The sequence below is a fragment of the Porphyromonas gingivalis ATCC 33277 genome (genome assembly GCF_000010505.1).
Classification (GTDB): domain Bacteria; phylum Bacteroidota; class Bacteroidia; order Bacteroidales; family Porphyromonadaceae; genus Porphyromonas; species Porphyromonas gingivalis.
On record NC_010729.1, the window covers coordinates 785,186 to 807,053 of the forward strand.

General features: G+C 47.6%; 18 protein-coding genes and 1 riboswitch. Of the genes, 7 read left to right on the forward strand and 11 right to left on the reverse strand.

From position 1 onward, the window contains the following. Complete coding sequence (locus tag PGN_RS03435; RefSeq protein ID WP_012457727.1) at positions 1 to 2,376, forward strand: ABC transporter permease; 2,376 nt, start codon at positions 1 to 3, stop codon at positions 2,374 to 2,376. Positions 2,377 to 2,468: 92 nt separating this feature from the next. After that, positions 2,469 to 3,128 (forward strand): ABC transporter ATP-binding protein, encoded by a 660-nt coding sequence (locus tag PGN_RS03440; RefSeq protein ID WP_004585231.1) that lies wholly within the window; start codon positions 2,469 to 2,471, stop codon positions 3,126 to 3,128. Positions 3,129 to 3,433: 305 nt separating this feature from the next. On the opposite strand, the gene PGN_RS03445 is transcribed toward PGN_RS03440, so the two are convergent. The 11 genes from PGN_RS03445 to glgP all read right to left on the reverse strand — a co-directional run bounded on the left by PGN_RS03445 (position 3,434) and on the right by glgP (position 18,265). Then, positions 3,434 to 4,987 (reverse strand): PAS domain-containing protein, encoded by a 1,554-nt coding sequence (locus tag PGN_RS03445; RefSeq protein ID WP_012457728.1) that lies wholly within the window; start codon positions 4,985 to 4,987, stop codon positions 3,434 to 3,436. A gap of 119 nt (positions 4,988 to 5,106) precedes the next feature. After that, a complete protein-coding gene (locus tag PGN_RS12340; protein ID WP_125026622.1) occupies positions 5,107 to 5,274 on the reverse strand; it encodes a DUF1661 domain-containing protein in 168 nt (55 codons plus the stop codon). 196 nt (positions 5,275 to 5,470) lie between these two features. Further along, entirely contained in the window at positions 5,471 to 6,826 is a 1,356-nt protein-coding gene (locus PGN_RS03450; protein WP_012457729.1) for an aldehyde dehydrogenase family protein, read from the reverse strand. 195 nt (positions 6,827 to 7,021) lie between these two features. Then, entirely contained in the window at positions 7,022 to 8,137 is a 1,116-nt protein-coding gene (locus PGN_RS03455; RefSeq protein ID WP_004585235.1) for a 4-hydroxybutyrate dehydrogenase, read from the reverse strand. 50 nt (positions 8,138 to 8,187) lie between these two features. After that, positions 8,188 to 9,483 carry an acetyl-CoA hydrolase/transferase family protein gene (locus PGN_RS03460; RefSeq protein WP_012457730.1) on the reverse strand — a complete coding sequence of 432 codons (1,296 nt, stop codon included), beginning with the start codon at positions 9,481 to 9,483 and terminating at the stop codon, positions 8,188 to 8,190. Between the two features lie 5 nt (positions 9,484 to 9,488). Then, positions 9,489 to 9,773, reverse strand: a complete 285-nt coding sequence (locus tag PGN_RS03465; RefSeq protein ID WP_004585237.1) for a NifU family protein — start codon at positions 9,771 to 9,773, stop codon at positions 9,489 to 9,491. A 72-nt stretch (positions 9,774 to 9,845) separates the two neighbouring features. Beyond that, positions 9,846 to 11,306 (reverse strand): 4-hydroxyphenylacetate 3-hydroxylase family protein, encoded by a 1,461-nt coding sequence (locus PGN_RS03470; protein WP_012457731.1) that lies wholly within the window; start codon positions 11,304 to 11,306, stop codon positions 9,846 to 9,848. Between the two features lie 299 nt (positions 11,307 to 11,605). Then, a riboswitch (cobalamin riboswitch) is annotated at positions 11,606 to 11,809 on the reverse strand. A gap of 197 nt (positions 11,810 to 12,006) precedes the next feature. Further along, positions 12,007 to 13,149 carry an OmpA family protein gene (locus tag PGN_RS03475; protein ID WP_012457732.1) on the reverse strand — a complete coding sequence of 381 codons (1,143 nt, stop codon included), beginning with the start codon at positions 13,147 to 13,149 and terminating at the stop codon, positions 12,007 to 12,009. 46 nt (positions 13,150 to 13,195) lie between these two features. Then, positions 13,196 to 14,371 (reverse strand): OmpA family protein, encoded by a 1,176-nt coding sequence (locus tag PGN_RS03480; RefSeq protein WP_012457733.1) that lies wholly within the window; start codon positions 14,369 to 14,371, stop codon positions 13,196 to 13,198. Positions 14,372 to 14,679: 308 nt separating this feature from the next. Continuing rightward, positions 14,680 to 15,663: a DUF5106 domain-containing protein gene (locus tag PGN_RS03485; protein WP_012457736.1), complete on the reverse strand. Its 984-nt coding sequence runs from the start codon at positions 15,661 to 15,663 to the stop codon at positions 14,680 to 14,682. Positions 15,664 to 15,694: 31 nt separating this feature from the next. Next, positions 15,695 to 18,265: an alpha-glucan family phosphorylase gene (gene glgP, locus PGN_RS03490; protein WP_012457737.1), complete on the reverse strand. Its 2,571-nt coding sequence runs from the start codon at positions 18,263 to 18,265 to the stop codon at positions 15,695 to 15,697. A 295-nt stretch (positions 18,266 to 18,560) separates the two neighbouring features. Here glgP and PGN_RS11810 point away from each other — a divergent pair, with 295 nt between their 5' ends. The 5 genes from PGN_RS11810 to cobC all read left to right on the forward strand — a co-directional run bounded on the left by PGN_RS11810 (position 18,561) and on the right by cobC (position 21,825). Next, positions 18,561 to 18,638, forward strand: coding sequence for a DUF1661 domain-containing protein (locus PGN_RS11810; RefSeq protein ID WP_230491404.1), 78 nt, complete (start codon positions 18,561 to 18,563; stop codon positions 18,636 to 18,638). A 230-nt stretch (positions 18,639 to 18,868) separates the two neighbouring features. Further along, positions 18,869 to 19,405 (forward strand): bifunctional adenosylcobinamide kinase/adenosylcobinamide-phosphate guanylyltransferase, encoded by a 537-nt coding sequence (gene cobU, locus PGN_RS03500; protein WP_012457739.1) that lies wholly within the window; start codon positions 18,869 to 18,871, stop codon positions 19,403 to 19,405. Between the two features lie 52 nt (positions 19,406 to 19,457). Continuing rightward, complete coding sequence (cobT, locus tag PGN_RS03505; RefSeq protein ID WP_012457740.1) at positions 19,458 to 20,495, forward strand: nicotinate-nucleotide--dimethylbenzimidazole phosphoribosyltransferase; 1,038 nt, start codon at positions 19,458 to 19,460, stop codon at positions 20,493 to 20,495. Between the two features lie 6 nt (positions 20,496 to 20,501). Further along, complete coding sequence (locus PGN_RS03510) at positions 20,502 to 21,284, forward strand: adenosylcobinamide-GDP ribazoletransferase (protein ID WP_012457741.1); 783 nt, start codon at positions 20,502 to 20,504, stop codon at positions 21,282 to 21,284. A 1-nt stretch (position 21,285) separates the two neighbouring features. Then, entirely contained in the window at positions 21,286 to 21,825 is a 540-nt protein-coding gene (gene cobC, locus PGN_RS03515) for an alpha-ribazole phosphatase (protein WP_012457742.1), read from the forward strand. Positions 21,826 to 21,868: the final 43 nt, after the last annotated feature.

A 21,868-nucleotide genomic window follows, 5' to 3' on the forward strand; every position in this document is an offset into this window, starting at 1 on the left:
ATGTTACCTCTCAAACTTGCTGCTCGCCGTCTCTTCCGACAGGGCGAACACAGCATCAGCAAACTCCTGACGCTTACGCTCGGACTTTCCGTCAGCGTGCTTCTGCTCTCTATCGTCATCTATCAGCGAAGCTACGAACGGGATTTCCCCCATCATGATCGCATCTGCATCGTCAAGACGCATGGCACGCGCCAAAGTCAGGAGGGGGATAAACCGGAAGAACTCGACTTCTCTCAGGTCAGCGGAGGCGTTGCCCCTGCCATTCAGGAGGAAATACCGGGTGTGGAACTGGCTACCCGAACGACTCTGTATGGCACCTCGAAGATGATACTCGAAGACAACAAAACCTACGAGACCAAGACGCTGCTGGCCGAACCGGCTTTCCTTGACATGTTCGGGGTAGAACTCATCGCCGGCGTCCGGGATAGTGCCTTGCGCGACAATATGACCTGCCTCATCTCCGAAAGTTTGGCCCGGAAGATGGGGGGCGATGTCCTGGGCAAACGGTTGCGACCGGCAGAAAGCAAATCGGACCGAGCCATCACGATCGGAGGTGTATTCGAGGATCTGCCCCACAACAGCAGCATCCAAGCCGATATGCTCCTGCCCATTACGTGGATGCCGGCCGAGAGCCTGAACAACTGGATCGGCAACGACCGCTACATAGCCTACGTCCGTCTGCGTCCCGGCGTGTCGCCCGAGAGCCTCGACGAAGCTCTCCTGGAGATGCAAAAGCGGCATCAGGATATGGAAGTCTTCCGCAAAGCAGGAGTGGAATTGCACTATTCCCTTACGCCCTTCAATCGCTTGCGTCTGGAAGATCCCACTTTGGTCAATATGCTGCGAATCCAGCAGATCGTGGCCATAGCGGTGCTGCTTATTTCGCTGCTGAACTACGTACTCATGACCCTCGCCTCCATGGTCAACCGCCGGCGTGTAGCTGCCATTCGCAAGTGTTACGGAGCCATGCCCGTGCAGATACAGGGTACGATGATCTGGGAGACCTTCCTCTATATCTTCCTCTCCCTCGTGCTGGCCCTCCTGACCCTTATCCTCTTCCGCAAGCCGATGGAGGCTCTGATCGAAACTCCGCTGCTGCATCTGATCTCGTGGCGCGTAGCCGCAGCCTTGGCCGGAGTATTGGCCATGGCTACTTTCTTCATGGGATGGATCCCCGGCTACTCCCTGTCCCGTACACCGGTGATGAATATCTTTCGCAAGTCGGTAGCACACAATCGGCTCTGGAAGCTGGGACTGCTGGCTGTAGAATTTGTGGCGGCCACTTTCCTCTTCGGCCTTTTGGCTATCACCGGTCTGCAATACCGGCACATGATAGGGCAGGATGCCGGATACAAAGCCGCCGGACTGTATTATGTCCCCATCGAGTCGCTGGATCAGCAGCAACTCCCTGTCGTGATCGAAAAGCTCAAGGCACTGCCCGAAGTGGAGGGCTACACGCTGACGACCGCCTTGCCGGCTTCTTCCGGCCAGAGTGGAGATAACCTTATCGACCCCGTTACGGATCGTGAGCTGATCAATGTGGCCGACCTCTTCTACGTGGACGAACACTATCTGAAGGTCTACGACATCAAGCTGCTCGAAGGGAAAAACTTCGACGCTGCCACCGAAAAGGACAGAGAGATCATGCTCAGCAAGAAAGCGGCTACCGAATTGGCTCGGCTGATGAATTGGAAAGACGGTGTCATCGGCAAGAATATCATCCTGACTTCCTTCGGGCGAGTGGTGATTCGCGGTGTGTACGACGATCTCATGCTCCGCCGTCAGCACCTGAGCCCTTACCCCGAAAAGCTCCCTTCCGCCATCGTCTATGGGGACGATTGGCTGCATTATCTGACGATCCGCCTTCGCCATGACGATGCCCGGCTCCTCCATCGCGTGAATGGCATCCTCTCCGAAGCCGATCCCTACAAGGAGACTTCTTTCCTCAGTGTGGAGATGGAGCTTCTCAGTCGCTTCGAGGCAGCCAAGACTTTTCGCAATACGATCCTCTTCGGCAGTGTCGTGGCTATCCTGATCGCTCTGATCGGGCTGGTCGGCTATGTGAATACGGAGGTCAATCGCCGTCGCAAGGAGCTGGCCATTCGCAAGATCAACGGAGCCGGAGAGGGCGACATCTTGCGACTCTTCCTCCGCTCCATTTTCCGGCTCAGCCTGCCGAGTGTGCTTGCCGGACTTTTCGTCGCTTATCTCTTCGGTCGGAACTGGCTGGAGAAGTTCAGCTATCGAATCGAATTGAACGGCCGGATTTTCCTCCTTGTAGGTCTGTTCGTCCTCTTGATTATTGCATTGGCCGTTGTCATCAACCTCCGGCGCATAGCTCGCCGCAACCCTGTCAATGAACTCCGATACGAATAAATACGGCGACAATCCGGCAAACGGCGGATTCATAGACCAGGCATTGTCCGGCTTGTCGCTCTTCCTTTCACCTCATAAAAACAAGTAAAACAATGATTGAAATCAGCAACCTCACCAAGGTTTTCAGAACAGAAGAAATAGAGACGGTAGCCCTCGATGGCGTATCGCTCAAAGTGGACAAAGGCGAATTTATCGCCATAATGGGGCCTTCGGGATGCGGTAAGTCCACTCTGCTCAATATCCTCGGCCTTCTCGACAATCCCACTTCCGGTATCTACAAGCTCGATGGGGCAGAAGTGGGCAACCTCCGGGAAAAAGACAGGACTGCCGTCCGTAAGGGCAATATCGGCTTCGTATTCCAGAGCTTCAACCTCATCGAAGAGATGACGGTAAGCGAGAACGTGGAGTTGCCGCTCGTCTATCTCGGTGTGAAGGCCTCCGAGCGGAAAGAGCGAGTGGAGGAGGCTCTGCGCAAGATGAGCATCAGCCACCGAGCCGGCCACTTCCCCAATCAGCTCTCCGGAGGACAACAGCAGCGCGTGGCTATCGCCCGTGCCGTGGTGGCCAATCCGAAGCTCATCCTCGCCGATGAACCTACGGGTAACCTCGACTCCAAAAACGGAGCCGATGTCATGGAACTGCTCAGAGGTCTCAATCGCGAAGGTGCAACCATCGTCATGGTGACGCACTCCGAGCACGATGCACGTAGTGCCGGCCGCATCATCAATCTGTTCGACGGTAAGATTCGCTAAGCTTCGGCTTCCTTTCGCCGGTCACTGCTCCCGATGTCTCCATTCGAATGGATTATAAGACCGCACGAACCCCTCCTGAAGTAAAGCATTGAGGAACCCCTAAGGAGTCTCTGTTGGGACCCCTTAGGGGTCTTGGTTGGGATCCCTTAGGGGTCTTGGTTGGGATCCCTTAGGGGTCTTGGTGGAGACTCCTTAGGGGTCTCGGTAGGGACTCCTTAGGAGTCTCGGAATAGCGGTGTACCCGACCGTCCCATATTAATGCAAAGGAGGTGTGCCATGATTATTGACACACCTCCTTCTTCATGCTATTTCTCTTCCGATCGATCCGGTTTATTGTACGAAGCGATGAGTGATTCCAGTTTGCCGATGAGCATATCCGACGGAATGTCGGCGCGTTCGCTCATCATTTTAATGGTGGCAACAGGAAGAATTACTTTGGCCATCGGAGAACGAAGGAGGGTGAACTTGGAACTGATCGTTGGCAAATCATCCATCAGTCGCGGATACCGCTGCAAGAGACTCTTCAGCTTCGTGTCCGGCCGAATGCCATCTTCTCCGACAGTATCGGATTCGCTTTCTTTCGATCCTTGTGCCGGACTTTGCTCTTCGTCCCAAGTAAGAAGTGTACGCGAGCCTTCAAGACTACGGATCCGTGTGCAGTCTTGCATCATTTCCATCACACCGCGGAAACGCCCGTCGGCGTCTCTGATGGCCACATAGACAATGTAGATGAAGACTCCGGGCTTATTGATCCAGAATTCTGCGCGATCCTGTTCGCCACGTCGGAACTTATCGATTATCTCCTCTACGATATGAACGCTCTTGGGCGGATGGCAGTTGCGTACTTCTCGGCCGATCACCCCCTTGCTTCTGGGGAATACTCTGTGCTTCGTGTCCGTATAGAAACAAACCAGCTCGTTTTCGTCCACGAACGAAATATCCACAGGGAGATGACGGAAAAGCAGATTGATCTGCTCCAAAGTCAGCTTTCCTTCGGCTACATCCAGTATCGCCTTGTCGTCTTGTCCGCCTGTCCCCATACCATGTTTGGCAAGTAAGGCTCCCAGTTCTGCCATAAATGATTGGCCGTGGGCTTCTTTTGATTGCTTGGCCGGTGCATCTAATTCCGGCATGTCGATAAGGAAGAAGCCTATTTCTCGATCGCCATGTTTCATTGCTTCGAACTCTTTGTCGGAAATGAGTTTCAGAGAGGTTGGATAAAGGATAAGCTCTTCTTTTTCCATCAGGTCACGCAGAACGATAGCCATCTCTTTGTATGCTGCAGGGAAGGAGTCGTAGTCTTTTTCGCGCAGTAGGCTCATGGCTTTGTTCATCTCGTCGCGGATATGATCGTCATAAGTCCACATCGTAGTGGAGGGGCGGTCGAATCCTTTCTGCTCCAGTGTTGAATAGAGTTGGTTTTGTTTGCGAGCAAAGTGTAGCTTATATCCCATAAGCGTCTCCATCAGTTCTATCCATGGATTGGGGATAAAAGTGCGCTCCAGTAGGGCATCCGCCTGATCGAGTAGTTCTTTGGCCTTATCGTTTTCGCGCAGATAGGCATCGATGGGGTGTCCGAAAGGTAAGTCGGGACGAATGGGATTTATCAGGCCTTCGAACAGCTGTAGCATTGTCCGTACGTCTTCGTTTTGGCATTCGTCCTGATCACGTTCTTTGAAGAGTTGCTCTGCTGCGGCAAACTCTTCGGGCGAGATGGAACCCACTTCTTTTTTCATACGCTCCTTGGCCTCTTCAAGTGTCAGATGACCTTCGCGATGAGCCTCTTTGATGTCGAGCATACGCTCCAACTTACTTTTGTCGAGGCTGTCAAAAGTTTCATTTGTTTTTATGACCTGCATGTTTTTTGAGCAATTAGTGATGAATAACAACCTCCTCGCAGCTTATCAAAAGCCTATTGTGGAGGTATATCCACTTTCGTAAATATAACAATCTCAGAATATATATTTGTTCTGGTTTTTCATCGAGGAAAAAAGTGCATATGCTCATTACGCCTCAAGCAGGATACGAGCCTGAAATGCTCCGATTGTGGTTTGTGTTTTGTGAAAAACAGGCGCGAGATTTTTTTCGTTTTGGTTTCACTTTTTTTCTTTTCCCACGCCAAAAGCAAAAAGTTCACGTGCCACACTTTTAGGTGTCATAAACCCGAAAATTTAGGCGTGTGAACCCAATCGGATAGGGATGATACATCCTATGGCTGAATCGGAAGTGAATATGGTGCAAAAAAAGAGGGACAGTGCACGAATTTGGCACTGTCCCTCGAAAAGAGATGATTAAGATTCCTTCTCTATCGGGTTATTAAGCCTCGAAAGAAGGAAATTTAATTAGAGTTCCCAGATTTCTTTGTCATCGGGGATGTGAATGCTTGAATTCAACGGTGCGATGCGTGAAATGTTGAGGAGGTGCTTGTAAGTGAAGTTCTCGGAGATAGAGTTATTACCCCATGATCCGCATCCGAGCGTATTGGTTACGGCAAGGCCGTTTTGGATGTGACCGCCTGCTGTAGTGGCACTCGGAGCATTCACTACGATACGAGATACCGTCAGCTCTGATCCTGCGAGGATGATGTGTGCCTGATTGTTGGAGTGGATAGCACAAGTGTGGCCGTTACCTTCGTTGGCGAGGTTCGTACGTGCGATTTCTACACCTTCTTCGAAGTGCTTGTAGCTGAGGGCGCACATTACGGGACACATCTTTTCCTTACAGATAACGTCTTCTGCTCCTACGCCGCGAGCTTCAACAACGAGAATACGGGTACCCTCGGGGATATTGATGTTTGCTTTCTTGGCAATGAAGGCAACGCTCTGACCTACTACATCTTTCGCGATGGCTCCATTTTCGAAGATAGCTGCACGAGCACGATCTCCTTCGGCTTCGTCACAGAAATATGCACCGTGGTTGCGGAATGCTGTGAAAACTGCTTCCTTGTCAGCCTCGTTGTAGATGATGCTCTGTTCGCCTGAGCAGATGATACCGTTGTCGAAAGCACGACCGGTGATGATTTTTTCTGCAGCAGCTTCGAAATCGATGTTGCTATCCACGATCACCTGAACGTTACCGGCTCCAACACCGAAAGAAGGCTTTCCTGAAGAATATGCAGACTTCACCATGCCCATACCACCCGTAGCAACTACTACGTCTACGGCGCCCATGAGTTCCTGCGTCTTCTCGATGCTGGGTTCTTCGATGATCTGAACCATACCTTCCGGTACGTTGAACGGAGCGATAGCTTCTTTGATCAGACGAACTGCGTGTGCAGAGCATTTTTTAGATCTGGGGTGGGGGGCAATAATGATGGCATTGCAAGTCTTAAGAGCAAAGATGATATTGCTCATCGGAGTAACGATCGGGTTGGTCGTCGGCGTTACGGCTCCTACAACTCCGATAGGCTTTGCGATCTCGATCATACCGGTACGCTCGTCTATATTGAGGATACCAACCGATTTTTTATTGTGGAGGTTGTACCAAACACCTTTGGATTTGCCTTGATTCTTGGCCACTTTGTGTTCGTAAACGCCCATGCCGGTTTCGTCTACTGCTTCGCGAGCCAGAATAGCTGCATTTTCATAAATAACTTTTGCTGCAGCTCGGCAAATGTTGTCAACTGCTTCTTGGTTATGGGTAGCTTGATACTCCTTCTGAGCCTTGCGCGCAAGGCTCACCATTTCTTTGATTTCCATTGGAAAAAATTTTATTGATGTGGTTTTTGATTAGTCTTCTGTAGCCTTGGCCAAGAATATAATAGTCGTATATCTTTTGGCTTCAGGCAGATTTTTGGGTGATAGCAGACCTTTATCGGCCGGTCTTGCTATCACCCTCGATTTGTGGCTTTTTCTCGGTTTTTGTCTTTATTCGAAAAAAGAACCTTTATGTGTTTAGTAGAGTCTTCTGTAGATACCTTCGATCTCATCTACAGTAAGCTCTACGTAGTTGTTGGCGAGCAATCTTTGCTGTGTCTTAAGCACTGATTCCGCAAAGCCTCTTACCTCTTCGTCCTTCATGCCGTATTCGTGCAAAGGTTTCTTGGTAAGAAGGCATCCGAGAAGTTCATCCAGCTTCGGATATACGTATTCGGGCTGGCAGTTCAGTATCTTGGAGAGCTTCCAGTTGAGTTCGACTATATAGCCGAAAGGATTCTTCTTTTGGTATACTTTGAATACCTCTGTGAAGAACTGATAGTTTGCTTCTCCATGCGGCACGTGATAGTTGCCTCCCAACGGGTAGGATAGTGCGTGGACGGCTCCTACTCCTGCATTTCCGAAGGCTATACCGGCATAGTTGCTGGCCATGATCATTTCTCCCAGCTTTTCGAAGCGGTATTCAGGGCCGTGTTCGGCGATTTTCTTGAATACTTCCAGGATAATGTCCCAAGCCGCCTCACTGAACAGACGAGAATATGGACTGGCTTTAGGAGATACGTATGACTCGATGGCATGGATAAGAGCATCGATTGCACTGCATGCGTAGAAGTGGAAAGGCAAGCTCTTCAGAAGTTCAGGTATGATGATGGCATGGTCTGCAACAATGGCATCGTCAGCCAATCCCATTTTGGTGTGACGGCTTTTGATTTCTGCGATAGAAATGTTCGTCACCTCGCTACCCGTTCCGCATGTTGTGGGCACAATGATCAGTTCTTTCTCTTTGATAAGAGGTATTTTGCGGTCGAATGCATCGAGTACATCATTTAATCCTTTCAGAACGAAAAGTTTAGAGATGTCAATAACCGTACCTCCTCCGATACCGATTACGCGGTCGAACTGGATATTACGGATGTCTGCCAAGATGTTATTCATCATTTCGTCAGAAGGCTCGCCTTGCCCATATTTCTCCTGCATAACAAAATGGCAGGGGAGCTGGCATGCCTTCATATACGGTTCATAGATGAACTCGTTGGTAATTACCAAGTCGCGTTCTCCAAGACAGAATTCCTTGGCAAATTCTGCAAAAGTGTCAAAGTGATGTGTTACACTCTTGAGTTTGAAAAGTTGCATAATAGTATTATTGGTTTTTGGAATAATCCTAAACTTTTTTTCTTCTCTTCTTATCCGAAACGTTTGCGGAGATGTTCCGTTAGTTCCTCTCTGAAATCAGGGTGGGCTATGGCGATAAGAGCTTCTGCTCGCTGGCGCAAACTCTTTCCTTTGAGTTGTGCTATACCGTATTCGGTTACAACGTAATCGACTTCGTTGCGGAGGGTTGTTACAGCAGCTCCCTCTGCAATTATAGGTACAATTCGAGATGCAGTACCGTTTTTGGCTGTTGAGGGAATTGCCATGATGCTTTTGCCGTTTTTAGACCATGATGCTCCACGAACATAATCTACTTGACCGCCGGTTCCGCTGAATTGCTTGCTTCCTATACATTCGGACACGACTTGTCCCATAAGATCGATTTCGATACAGCTATTGATGCTGACCATATTATCATTTTGAGCGATTACTCGCGGATCATTGACGTAATCTACCGGATAAAGTTCTACATCGGGATTTTTGTCGATGAAATGATATACGTCTTCGCTTCCCATTAAGAAGGTTGCGACCATCTTTCCGGGGTGAAGTGTCTTTTTCTTTCCTGTAATTACTCCACTGCGAACTAATTCGACAACACCATCGGAGAACATCTCGGTATGGATCCCCAGATCTTTTTTGTCCTTGAGGAATAACAGGGCTGCATCAGGAATCGCGCCGATACCGAGTTGGAGTGTGGCACCATCTTCAATAAGCTCGGCACAATTACGCCCGATAGCTTCTTCTACTTCTCCGATTTTGGGCTTTGCAAGAGAATAGATAGGGTAGTCTGCCATCACGATGTAATCCAACTTCGATATGTGAATCAAGTTGTCGCCATGTACATATGGCATTTGACGGTTGATTTCCCCTATAACTAAATGGGCGCTTTCTGCTGCCGGTTTGCTATAATCGCAAGATACTCCAAAACTACAGTAACCATTCTCATCAGGCATTGAAAGCTGAACGATGGCGACATCTATGTGAAGGATGTCTTTGCGAATCATTGATGGCACTTCATAAAAGAATACCGGAATGAAGTCGGCTCTATTTTCCTCAACTGCTTTACGAGAATTACCACCTACAAAATTGGTTATGTGTCGGAAGTGAGGGGCCATTTCAGGTGCCATATATTTTCCTTCGCCGAGACAAAGCATGTGATAAATTTCGACATTCTGGAAAAGGTCGGCCTGTTGTACCAGTGCATCAACACAACTCTGAGGAACTCCGGCAGCATGTGACAAAGCTACCCGTTCTCCATTTTTGATATGTTTTACGGCTTCTTCGGCCGAAACAATTCGGGAGGCATATTCCGCTAATACGTCTTTCATAAAAGCTATTTGGGTTTTCTCAAAATATTCTTGGCTTGTTCTAACAGATCATCGCTAACACTATTTTCAAGAATGACATCGATGTTGTCATCTTTGAAGTATTCGCGTATCATGGCTTGAACGATTTTTTCTACTGTCTCATGTGCTGCCGGACAGAATCGGCATGCTCCGGAAAACCGCACAAAAACGGTCTTATCCTTGATTTGAGATAAAGATAAGTCGCCCCCGTGACTGCGCAGTAGCGGACTGATCCGCTCGCGCAGTACGAGTTCGACTATTTCTTCTGTCATTGTATCCGGTTTCACGGTTGCGTTATAATCCGTCTTCTAAATACATCAAACAGATAAGTGAAGGAGAGCCGATTACTTATCGAGTGATTCGTCGATATGAGCAATCGCCCGTGCAAGCTTTTTCTTGCCCTCAAGATCTCCCTGACGAGCGATCATGATTCTCTGAGCTTGAGGAGATCCGGCTCCGTGCATAGACTCGGTTCGATAACCGACGGCAGCTGTTCCCAGCGTGATATTCTCTATCAAACGCAGAACACGCATACGGTTTTCTGTCGATTTGCCTGTTGCCCCTGCAAGATATTTCTTTACGATCGGGCCTATTTCCGGATGGCGGAAGTCTTGTTGAGAAGGCATGGTTACCATCAAACCTCCTGCAATATCTTCTGCCAAGCGAGCTATTTCATAAGGAAGGCGGGTGATATTTTGCTTACAAACATTAGCTAACAGCAAATCGATCATATAGTTGCCGGCTTTCATCTGAGTTCCCTCTGAAGAGCATGCAATACCGCAAGCATAAAGGGTTTCATTCAGGTGGATCATCTCAATGAGTTTATCCTTAATGTGAGATGCCTTAGGAACTCCATTGTAGTCTGCTGCGAGAGCAGCTGCACCGATAAGTACATCACCAACACCTACTTTACATCCTCCATAAGACTGACGGTGGTATCCGGCGAAACGTTCTACCATCATACCTGCAAACTGGTATTCTTTGCACATGAACACGCGGTCATTGGGCACGAATACGCGGTCGAATACAACAAGAGCTTCATGTCCGCCGAATTCAGAGTTGCCGAGGTCAATGTCTGCCCCTTCTTCCATTTTGCGAGTGTCGCATGACTGGCGGCCATAGATCATAATAACGCCCTCTGCATCACTGGGAACGGCAAAAGAAACGGCATAGTCAGCATCAGCTTCGCGCATAGCGATCGTAGGCATGATCAGATGCTCGTGCGAATTGACTGCTCCGGTTTGGTGTGCCTTTGCACCGGAAACGACGATCCCATCTTCACGAACTTCAACAATGTGCAGATAAAGATCCGGATCGGCTTGTTCTGAGGGAGATAAACCGCGATCCCCTTTGGGGTCTGTCATGGCTCCATCTACGACCAAGTCGTTGTCTTGTACATATTTCATGTACTCGATGAAACGCTTGTGATAAGTGGTACCCAGAGCTTGATCCATTTCGTAAGTAGTAGAATAGATGGCATTGAATGCATCCATTCCCACACAACGCTGGAAGCATGAAGCTGTTTTTTGTCCCATGAGACGCTGCATCTTCACTTTGTCTTTCAGATCCTCTGTGCTCTGATGTAGATGGCAGAAACGATTCACTTGCTTACCAGTCAAGTTTGAAGTTGCTGTCATTAAATGCTTGTATTCGTCCATCTCAGCAAGCTTATAAGTCATAGCTACTGAATTCATTGAGGGACGAATCATGGGATGATCTACAGGGTTTTCGATCCTTTCACCCATGAAGTAAACCTTCAGATTAAGTTTCCGAAGACTTTCTACGTACTGTTCGCTAGTCATCATAGTTTCTTTGCTCTTTAAGTGATAAAACTTTCGCTTTATTTCTGTTTTTAGTCGATTCTAATGTGTTTCAGGCTCTTCGAGGAAAAGTTTTAGATTCCTTGTAGGCCAGGACTGGGGTTCTTTTTCTGGTTTACAGGTGTTAGAGCGGTTAGAAGAGGAAATTTCCAGTGTTTGAATTGGCTCTGATATGCCGAAAAATACGAAAAAAGTCGAAAAGAATCAATATCCTCCGACAATCAACGTGAATACAACAATCAAAAGTAACACAGACTCTTCTTTATCTCTAATCCCTGAGATCCAGAGAGAACGCTTGTAATGGCAGGTCTTCTGACTTATTCAAGGCTTCGCTGCCTTCCCATACGATTCTGTATAGTGGCTTTCTCGTGGCAAAACCCTTACATCTGAACTTACAGCTGAGGGTACAGTCCCAGAATTTCACTGGGTTCCCTTTTCATTCTACACTCCATGAACCGGTGTAGAAAACCATTGACACGGCAAAGATATTCATTATATCTATACTAGTGCGGAAAATTGAAGAAAAAAATATGGATTTGTTTGAGGATATCTTTCAGTATACGTCATTAAGGCTAATCGGGTGTGAAATGTCGCTGATGCTTTATGTGTTCGTGTGTAAATAAAAACTGAGGCTGTCTCATGGCGAGACAGCCTCCGCTTCATTTATTTGTGGGGATATTTGAGATTATTCCGCTGCAGTCATTACTACAATACGATTCCAAGCGTTCTCTTCATAGATTTGCTCTGATGAGCCCTTCCATTCAATTGTAATGCGATCCGCAGAAACGCCATACTTTTCAAGCATCTTGGCTACCGCTTTTGCACGACGCTCTGAGAGCTTCATGTTATAGGCCGCAGTACCGGTCTTTTCGTCAGCGTAACCTACTACCTTGATCGGTGCGTTGTTGGTCTTCGCATATTCAGCTGTATTGTAAACATTGATTTCTTGATTACGATCAATCTTTGCACTATTGATACGGAAGTAAACCACATTGTCAACGACTACACGAGTAACTGTAGGCTGTGTAGGCTCAGGGCATTCAGGGCATGAAACAGGACGACGGCTCAACTCTTCCACCTGACCGCGAAGTGAGTTGATTTGGTTGTTCAGGTCATTGACCAAAGCATAGTCCATAGGAACAATTTCTGTCCACTCTGTCTTGCCCAGGTTGAATGTAAGACCTGCTGTAGCCATTACAGGGAAGTCTGCTTTTCCTCTCTTAGTCCCGATAAAGTTCATCTTTCCGGCAAAAGCTTGGCCTTCGATATTGAAGTCTACAACTCTGGAGAGACGGAATTTCATCATCAAACCGACATTAACTGTTCCGGTTATATCATCTTTACTTCCTACTTTTTCACCATTAGCGTTTTCGCTATGGAATTTATCACCAAATCCTATACCTGCCCACGGGATGATATGGAAGACACGATTGGGACGGTATACACCGAAATAGTTCGTCAGATCGAACATGAAGTCGAGGTGGGCATTTCCAAAGTAGTTGTGGTTACGCTCCTTGCTTCCTTGCGGGAATCCATAGATGTCAAATCCTGTGAATTGGAGACGAGTACCGAAATAAGGCTCATGCCATTTGCCGATACTGAAAGTAGGAACGATACTTAGACGATCTACAAAGTCTACATCATTATTCCATCCCGAGAGAGCCATGCCTGCTCCACCTGCAATGTCAATGAACCAATGATCGGAGGCCTTATCACGTTGGAATGCGGTGTGCATCCCTGCTTTGTTCTGTGTAGTAGCTTCTTGGGCTGTTGCACTGAATGTGCATGCGAGACCCGCAAGTGCTAATAATAAAGATTTAGCTTTCATAATTCTGTATGTCATTTTATATTATCCAACAAAAGTCTCAGATGAATTACTTGGAGCGAACGATTACAACACGATTCCAAGCTTTCTTGCTGAACGGTTGCGTAGAGTCGCCCTTCCATTCTACAGAGATTAATTCGGAAGGCACACCATATTTACCTGTCAGAACATCAACAACGGCTTTAGCCCGACGCTCAGACAATTTCTCGTTGTACTGAGTATTACCCGTAGGATCAGCATAACCAACAACGGTAATCGGCTCGTTAGTTTCTTTTACAAACTGAGCTACGTCATACAGGTTGATCAATTGATCTTTGTCCACAACGTGGCTGTCGAAACGGAATAGTACAGCTTTTTCCGTCAGTATATTTTCTGTCTTAGTAACAGGGGTTACTTCAGGACATTCGGGGCATGATACAGGACGTTTTGAGAGTTCTTCGACCTCGCTGCGCAAACGGTTAATCTGACCATTCAGATCATTGATAAGCGCGTAGTCCATTGGCTCAATGGCATTGAAGCCTACAGCTCCCAGGCGGAAATTAAGACCTGCTGTAGCCATCCCCTGTAATCCATTGTAATAACGTCCTGCGGGATCTTCGAATACGGGAGTTTTCTTGGCATTGTATGCGCGACTTAGATTGAGATTGGAGTGAGCTGCTTGTGCTTCGATCACAAAGTCTACTCGCTTTCCTAATCTGAAAGCCATCATAACTCCTACATTCGCTGTCAGTGATTCCACATTGTCTTTGCTCCATTCGCTACCGATGAATTTGTGTTGGTAGCCAACACCTACCCATGGAATTAAATGGAAGAAACGATTTTCGCGATATGGTGCAAAGTAGTTAACCACATCAAACATAAAGTCGAAGTGAGCTGCACCAAAATTGGTGTTGATTTCTTGTTCGCCATTTTTTCCGAGGAAAGTGTGGGCTTGACCTCCGTTAATTTGCAAACGAGTTGCAAAGAAAGGGCTGTGATACTTTCCGACAGAAAGAGAACCTATGGCACCTAAGCGGTCCATGAGGTCTTTGTTGTTGTTGTCATTGAGGAACTGTGCTGCAACACCGCCTTGCAGTGTTACAAACCAATTGCTGCCTGCTTTATTGCGAGCAAAAGCAACATTCTTAGCGGGTAACTGACCCGTTGCCGGTACAGTATTCTCCTGTGCACTTGCGTTCAGTGCAATTGCTCCAACCAATGTGAGCATTAAGTACTTTACCTTCATAGTTTTACTTTTCTAAGTGTATTTTTATACGTTTACCAATAGCCTATTCGCTACACAAATGTAATGTAAGAAATTTGAACAGCCAAATAATTAGGAGAGAAAAGCGTTAGTTCTCCTCTCAAAAAGCCATTGATCAAAAACAAATAACAGTCCTTTTTTATTTATAGAGTATTATTATAAAACGCTTGGGAGAAATAATTCCTTCGGCGAATCTCGTAGAGCTTTTCATGTGGTGTACCTGCAGAGCTGCAAAGAAGATTCTCCGGTAATTTTTTCCCTGTATGCATAATTACTTCGTAAGCAGAGAGTTATTCTTTTTTCTCTTTCAGATACTCTTTTATAACTCCTATTTGTACATCTTTTAGAATTACATGTCCATGATTATCAAGTAGATAGATCGTTGGTGAGGCTTTGATGTCATACAGTTGTCGATCTGTGATACTGCTATCGCTATTGATTCCTACTTCCACGAAATCGGGAAAACCGGACAAACCGGCCACCCATGCATTTTTATCATTATCCGGATATATGAATAAAATACTTAGTTGTTTGGATTCTACCAAATTACGCAACCAATCATCCTGATGCAGTTGGCGAATCAGCTCGGAACATGTATGGCATCCCGGCTCATAAAAGACGAGTATGGTGTTGAGCGTAAATCTGCTGCTGAGGCGATGTAAACTGCCATTGCTCTGTTCGTAGATAAAATCCTCGGCCTTTGTGCCGATTCGATTGCGCAGCATCAGCTCGTATCGCTCTTTCAGTCGTATTCGTTCTGCAAAGGACACCTTTGGCGACTTCATCAAGAAAGCCACAGCCGGAATATAATATTCCTCGTTGAGCATGGGAGAATTAGGCTCGTAGAGATACTTCTTGTAGAATTTTATGAATAACTCCAGCAGTGCTCCGGAAGATTTTTCCAGTGGATAGATAATCGAGGATTTGACTTCATCTACAGGAAGTGCTATGGCTACTCCGAGAAAGTTGGCGATGCTAACTTCCATATTTTGAGGTTTCTCCAAGTAGGCAGAATCCATGAAGTTGAATTCATCCCAATAATGTTTTACGAAATATAAGGCTCGTTCCCGAGGACTTGTTATAGAAAGTGGTATCTCCGGCAAAGGGAAAGCAAGTTCCGGTTCTTGAACTGAAACATTTGAAGTAATGCTATCCGTGGGTTGCTCTATTTTGTTAGGCTGCTGGCTGCATGACGCTGCAAATGAAGTAATGGAGCCGAATAATGCTACCATACCTATTGTCATACAAAATCTACGATACATAACTGGATACATTTTTTAGTTAGGTGAAATGAATGACTGACACTTATGAAATGGCAGCCCATCGAACATAGGCAAAATCCATTTTATGGGGTAGAAGAGCCGAATGGGGAGTAATGCGTATCGCCACACGATGTAAACCCGGATTCTTCAGGCTGCAATTCACTTTATACTTCTGCCATCTGTTGTCTGCCGATTGTTCGGACAGATTGAGAGGAATCGTTTGGACCAAAGAAACTCCCCCTTGATTGTCGTCGGAAATTACAACCAACTCGACATTTAACTCGGCTGATAAATTGCCTTTTTCTATCTCTATCTCAAGGGTTTGCATGGTATGATTGTCTTGGAGGCAAAGACCGAATCCGGTGGCAGCAACTCGTACGACTCGCATCTCATCCCAATGTGTCGCAGTTTGTTGCTTCCAGTCTGCAATTTCCGAAGCCAAAGCGAAGGAAGAGGCACTGATCGAACGGTGGCGTTGAGCAAGAGGTCCGTAGAACTTATCATAATAGTCGTCCAGCATTCTCTTCATTGTGAAGTGTGGAGCTATGTACATCATTGATCGGCGTATATATAGTATCCAACCTTCGGAGTAACTTTTGTCCTCTTTGTCATAATAGAGAGGAATGATCTCTCTCTCAAGAATGTCATATAAGGAAAGAGCATCGAGTTTGTCCTGCATTTGTTGATCGCGATAAGTCGGTTTGTCGGTCAGTGCCCAGCCGGCATTTGGTCGATAACCTTCGTACCACCATCCATCTTGTACGGAGAAGTTCAGTACACCGTTCATTTCAGCCTTTTGTCCGGATGTCCCCGATGCTTCGAGCGGTCGGGTAGGGGTGTTGAGCCACACATCGACGCCGGCAATCAGTTTGGAAGCCAGATGCATGTCGTAGTTTTCCAAGAAAATGATTTTGCCTCGGAATTCGGGACGGCGGCTGATTTCCGTAATGTGTTTGATAAGCCCTTGTCCTCCTCCGTCGGCCGGATGTGCTTTGCCTGCGTAAAGGAATCGTACGGGGCGTTCGGGATTATTGACCAGACGTGATAGCCTTTCTAAATCCGTAAAGAGCAGATGCGCCCTTTTATAGGTAGCAAATCTGCGAGCGAAACCGATTAGGAGTGTATTGGGTTCGATACCGTCCAGGCCATCGGGGAAACAGATCGGATCCTCATTGTGTCGAAGCCATCGTTTGCGATAGTCATGCGCTATGTAATGGAGCAGATTCTCTTTGAGTTGTGAGCGCAGTTCCCATATTTCTTCGGACGGGATTTGCTCTATTATTTCCCAAGCGGATTCTTCAGCCTGACGGCTGAGAAAATCCGTGCCAAGATGCTGTTCATAGAACCTCTGACTCTCCGGAGAAGCCCAGGTCGGAAGGTGTACGCCATTGGTGACATGACCTACATGCAGCTCTTCGGCAAAGAAGCCGGGCCATACGGGAGCGAACATCCTTCGCGAGACTACTCCATGCAGATAGCTGACTCCATTGGCCTCCTGACAGGTGTTGAGTGCAAAGACACTCATGGAGAACTTTTCGTTCGAGCCCGGTGTCGTTCGTCCCATGTCGATGAACTCCTGCCAGCTGATGCCAAGTCTGCGAGGAAAATGTCCCATGTAACGCCCCAAAAGCTCTTCATCGAAGTAGTCATGCCCTGCCGGTACAGGGGTGTGAACCGTGTAGAGCGAGGAGGAACGAACAGCTTCAAGGGCAATATCGAAACTCAATCCCCTTTGTTCCACATAGTCGGCCAGACGTTGAGCATTGATCAGTGCTGCATGACCTTCATTCATGTGGTAGATATCTTTCTTGATGCCCAAACGCTGCAGCAGGAGGATGCCACCGATGCCGAGCAGGTATTCCTGCTTCATTCGATTCTCCCAATCTCCTCCGTATAGATTGTGAGTGATCTGACGGTCGGCCTCACTGTTTTTGTCGAGATCGGTATCAATCAGAAAAAGATCTATCCGTCCCACCTTGACCTGCCATACATGGCAGTACACCGTGTGATCAGAGAAAGGTACTTCCAATACGATCTGGTATCCACTCTCATCCTTCACGGGCCGTATAGGAAGAAGATGAAAGTCTTGAGCATCGTAAGTGGCCAGCTGCTGACCGTCTGCACTGATTCGTTGGTCGAAATAGCCGTATCGATAGAGAAAGCCTACTGCCGTAAGGGGTACATTGCTGTCACTTGCTTCTTTCAGGTAGTCTCCCGCCAATACACCCAATCCACCGGAATATATCTTCAATACATGAGTAAGGCCGTATTCCATGCTGAAATAGGCTATACTCGGTCGATCGGTTTGTCCCGCGGACGACATATATTTTTGCCATGTACTGTGAACATTGTCCAGCTCTTGCATCCATTCTGTATCGTTGAGGAGGGTATCGATACGATTGAGCGAGAGGGAGCGGAGCATTTTGATCGGATTGCCGTCCGTTTCGAACCAGAGATCCGGATCCATGCGCTCGAAAAGGTTTGTAGCCTGCGGATTCCACGACCACCAAAGATTATAGGCCAACTCCTCCGCCTTCTTGAGTTTTTCGGGAAGTTCTACACATGTGAATACTTCTTTCCAAACGGGGGCATTATTTTTTTTCTGAACTATCATTTTCTTGCTATGCTGTATGCTTTATCGTATGGCTGCATTTTGCTGAGGCCATACGCTAAAAACATTTCAAAGGTATGTATTTGTTTGGATAAGCTTTTCCCTATCATATATTATCGCCGCTCGTCTAACCTCTATCATCGAGTATCGTATCATCTGCCAGCAACTCGGTTAGAAGTTCCCGACGGTATTCTGGTGGTAGAAACTTCTTGTCAGGCGGACAGTTGGGGTAAGCCTGAACGTACAAGAAAATTATCATTTGTGGGACCAAAAAACGTGGTGCGGCAATTTTTTGCTTTTGGTTCGGGGAAAAATAATTTCTCGAACCAAAACGAAAAAAAACTCGCGCGTAAATTTTCAAAAACACGAACCATAATCTCAGCTCTTTTGGTTCGTAAAATCTTTTTGGCCAAAATCTTTCGGAAAAAAACAAGGTAAGCCTCATCATCTTTCTTGTTGTGGAAATCCGTGTCGGCATGGAGTTTTACACCGGTTTTCCTGTCGGCCTCTTCCATCAATACCGATGGAAGCAATTCGCAGGGTCTGCAAGTTTGAACCGGATACTTTATTTTTGTTCTCATTACGAAACTATTTTCGGACAGCGATATGAGCCAAAAGCCTACAAACGATCGGAAAATCATCCTCATTACCGGCGGACAACGTTCGGGCAAAAGTCTCTATGCCGAGCAGATGGCACTAGCGCTGTCCGCTCATCCTATCTACCTGGCTACGGCGAGGATTTGGGATGATGAGTTCGCTCAGCGAGTGGCAGTACACCGTGAGAGACGAGGCTCTGAGTGGACCAATATGGAGGAAGAGAAGGTGCTGAGTCGCCACAATCCGCTCGGAGAAGTGATTTTGATCGATTGTCTGACGCTTTGGGCTACTAATTATTTCTTTGACAACGACTCCGATGTGGAGCTTGCATATGCGGCTCTCTGTGCAGAGTTCGATTCCTTTACATCGCATTCGGGTACGTTCATCTTCGTTACCAATGAGATCGGATTGGGAGGAGTGGCAGAGAACGCTGTCCAGAGGCATTTTGCCGATCTGCTGGGCAGGCTCAATCAGTACGTAGCTGCACGGGCCGATCGTGTCGTCTTGATGATCAGCGGCATTCCCATGGTCATTAAAGGGGACTAAAAACCGTGCCTGTCGAGAGTAATATAATAAGGAAAGGAAACGATACTGCCGGATGAAAACATTCAATATCAAAAGCCCCGATCAAGCTATCCGTCAAGCCCTGATCGATCGGATCGACAACCTGGCGAAGCCTGAGGGTTCGTTGGGAATGCTCGAGGAACTTGCCCTGCAAATCGGGCTTATACAGCAGACCCTATCTCCTCGACTCCGTAATCCTCACAACATAATCTTTGCCGCGGATCATGGTATTGCCGACGAAGGAGTCAGCTTTTCGCCCAAGGAGGTCACTTGGCAGGTAATCAATAATTTTCTCGGTGGCGGTGCCGGTATCAATTTCCTCTGCCGTCAGCATGGATTCGAACTCGTGCTGGTGGATGGAGGTATCGACTTCGATTTTCCCGAAGGATTGGACATTATCGACCGTAAGGTGCGGAAAGGTACGCGAAACTATTTGTACGAAGCGGCACTGACCGGAGAAGAGATGGAGCAAGCTGTGACAGCCGGAGCGGAAGTCGTTAGCGACTGTCATCACCGAGGCTGCAATGTGGTGAGCTTCGGTGAGATGGGGGTGGCCAATACTTCCACCTCTTCCATGTGGATGAGCTTCCTCACCGGAATCGACCTGAAAGATTGTGTGGGTGCCGGTAGCGGGTTGGATTCGGAGGGAGTCAGACATAAGTATAACATCCTTAAACAGGCCAAAGAAAACTATAAAGGCAACGGATCGACCGAGGACGTCATCACTTATTTTGGAGGATTGGAGATGCTAATGGCCGTTGGGGGAATGCTTCAGGCGGCAGAGTTGGGGATGCTGATCATCGTGGATGGATTCATCATGACCAATTGCCTCCTTGCTGCATCGCAGTTCTATCCCGAAGTCTGCGACTATGCCGTATTCGGTCACTGCGGCGACGAATCGGGGCATGCACGCCTGCTGGAGTATATGAAGGCCAAACCTCTTCTGAATCTGGGGCTTCGCTTGGGAGAAGGTTCCGGAGCGGTGTGCTCATACCCCATCATAGTATCGGCCGTCAGCATGATCAACGAAATGCATACTTTTGCTCAAGCGGCTGTGACTAAGTATTTCTAAAAGTTCATGAAGGAAAAGCAGGCAAAACCATATCAGCGAATATTGGCAGCATTTATGCTGCTCACACGCTTACCGCTGTGGCGTTTGGTGAGTGTCCCTGATGCTGCTTTCAAGCGCGCCACCGATTATTGGAGTCTGGTGGGTTGGCTTACGGGAGGACTGATGGTTCTAATCTGCCACTTGGGACTACTGATCGACCTCCCTGTCACTATGGTCGTTTCCCTTGCACTCCTCTCTCGCGTTCTCTTTACAGGGGCTTTCCATGAGGATGGATTGGGTGATTTCTTCGATGGATTCGGTGCAGGGCGAACCAAGGAGCGCATCTTGGCTATCATGAAAGATTCGCATACGGGTACTTATGGTATTCTGTCCTTCATCTTTTACTTCATGATAGGGATCTATTCTCTGTCTTCTCTCCCTCCGATCCTGACGCTTGTCGCATTAGGTGTGGGCGATCCTCTGTGCAAATTGGTGGCCTCCCAGCTCATCAATACGCTTCCCTACGCCCGTTCCGAGGACGAGAGTAAGGTGCAAGCCATATACAGTCCGATGGGTGTCTTGGCTTTTTGGGTCTCATTCTCTGCCGGAGCTTTGCCCTTGGCCCTCTTTCTTCCACTCCCTTATTGGCCGGCAGTTTTGATCCCCATTTTGGCTTTCCTCTTGCTGCGCGGTCTTATGAAGCGGAAGATAGGCGGTTATACAGGCGATTGCTGCGGAGCTACTTTTCTTCTCTGTGAGCTGTCTTTTTGGGTAGGAATGCTTATTATGAATAGGATCATAGAATTGTAAGATGCAGATTACTCTCATCCGCCACACGACTCCGGATGTCCCTGCCGGAATATGCTACGGGCAATCCGATGTACCCCTACGGGCTTCCTTTGAAGAAGAGGCCGAGGTCGTACGCCGCCGGCTATCGGGGATGGACTTCGATGCTGTCTATACGAGTCCGCTCAGCCGCTGTGTCCGTTTGGCTCATTTTTGCGGTTATCCTGATGCCATACAAGACGGACGACTGATGGAGATTAATTTCGGTTTGTGGGAGATGCAGCGATATGACCATATCGACGATCCTCGCCTACAAGATTATTACGCGGATTATCTACGAACACCTGCAACAGGGGGCGAGAGTTTCGTCATGCAGCTGGAACGCGTAAGCAATTTTCTGGAAGAGGTGACTGCGATGCCGTTCGGGCATATAGCTATCTTCACGCATGGGGGAACTATTCTCTGTGCTCAGGTTTATGCGGGCTTATATGAGCTTGAGACTTGCTTCGAGCACCAAACACCCTATGGGGGCATCGTTATGCTGGTCGTTTCTGATAAAAAATAATGAGGCGGAATATACTGGCGGCCCAATTATTGGTACCTTTACC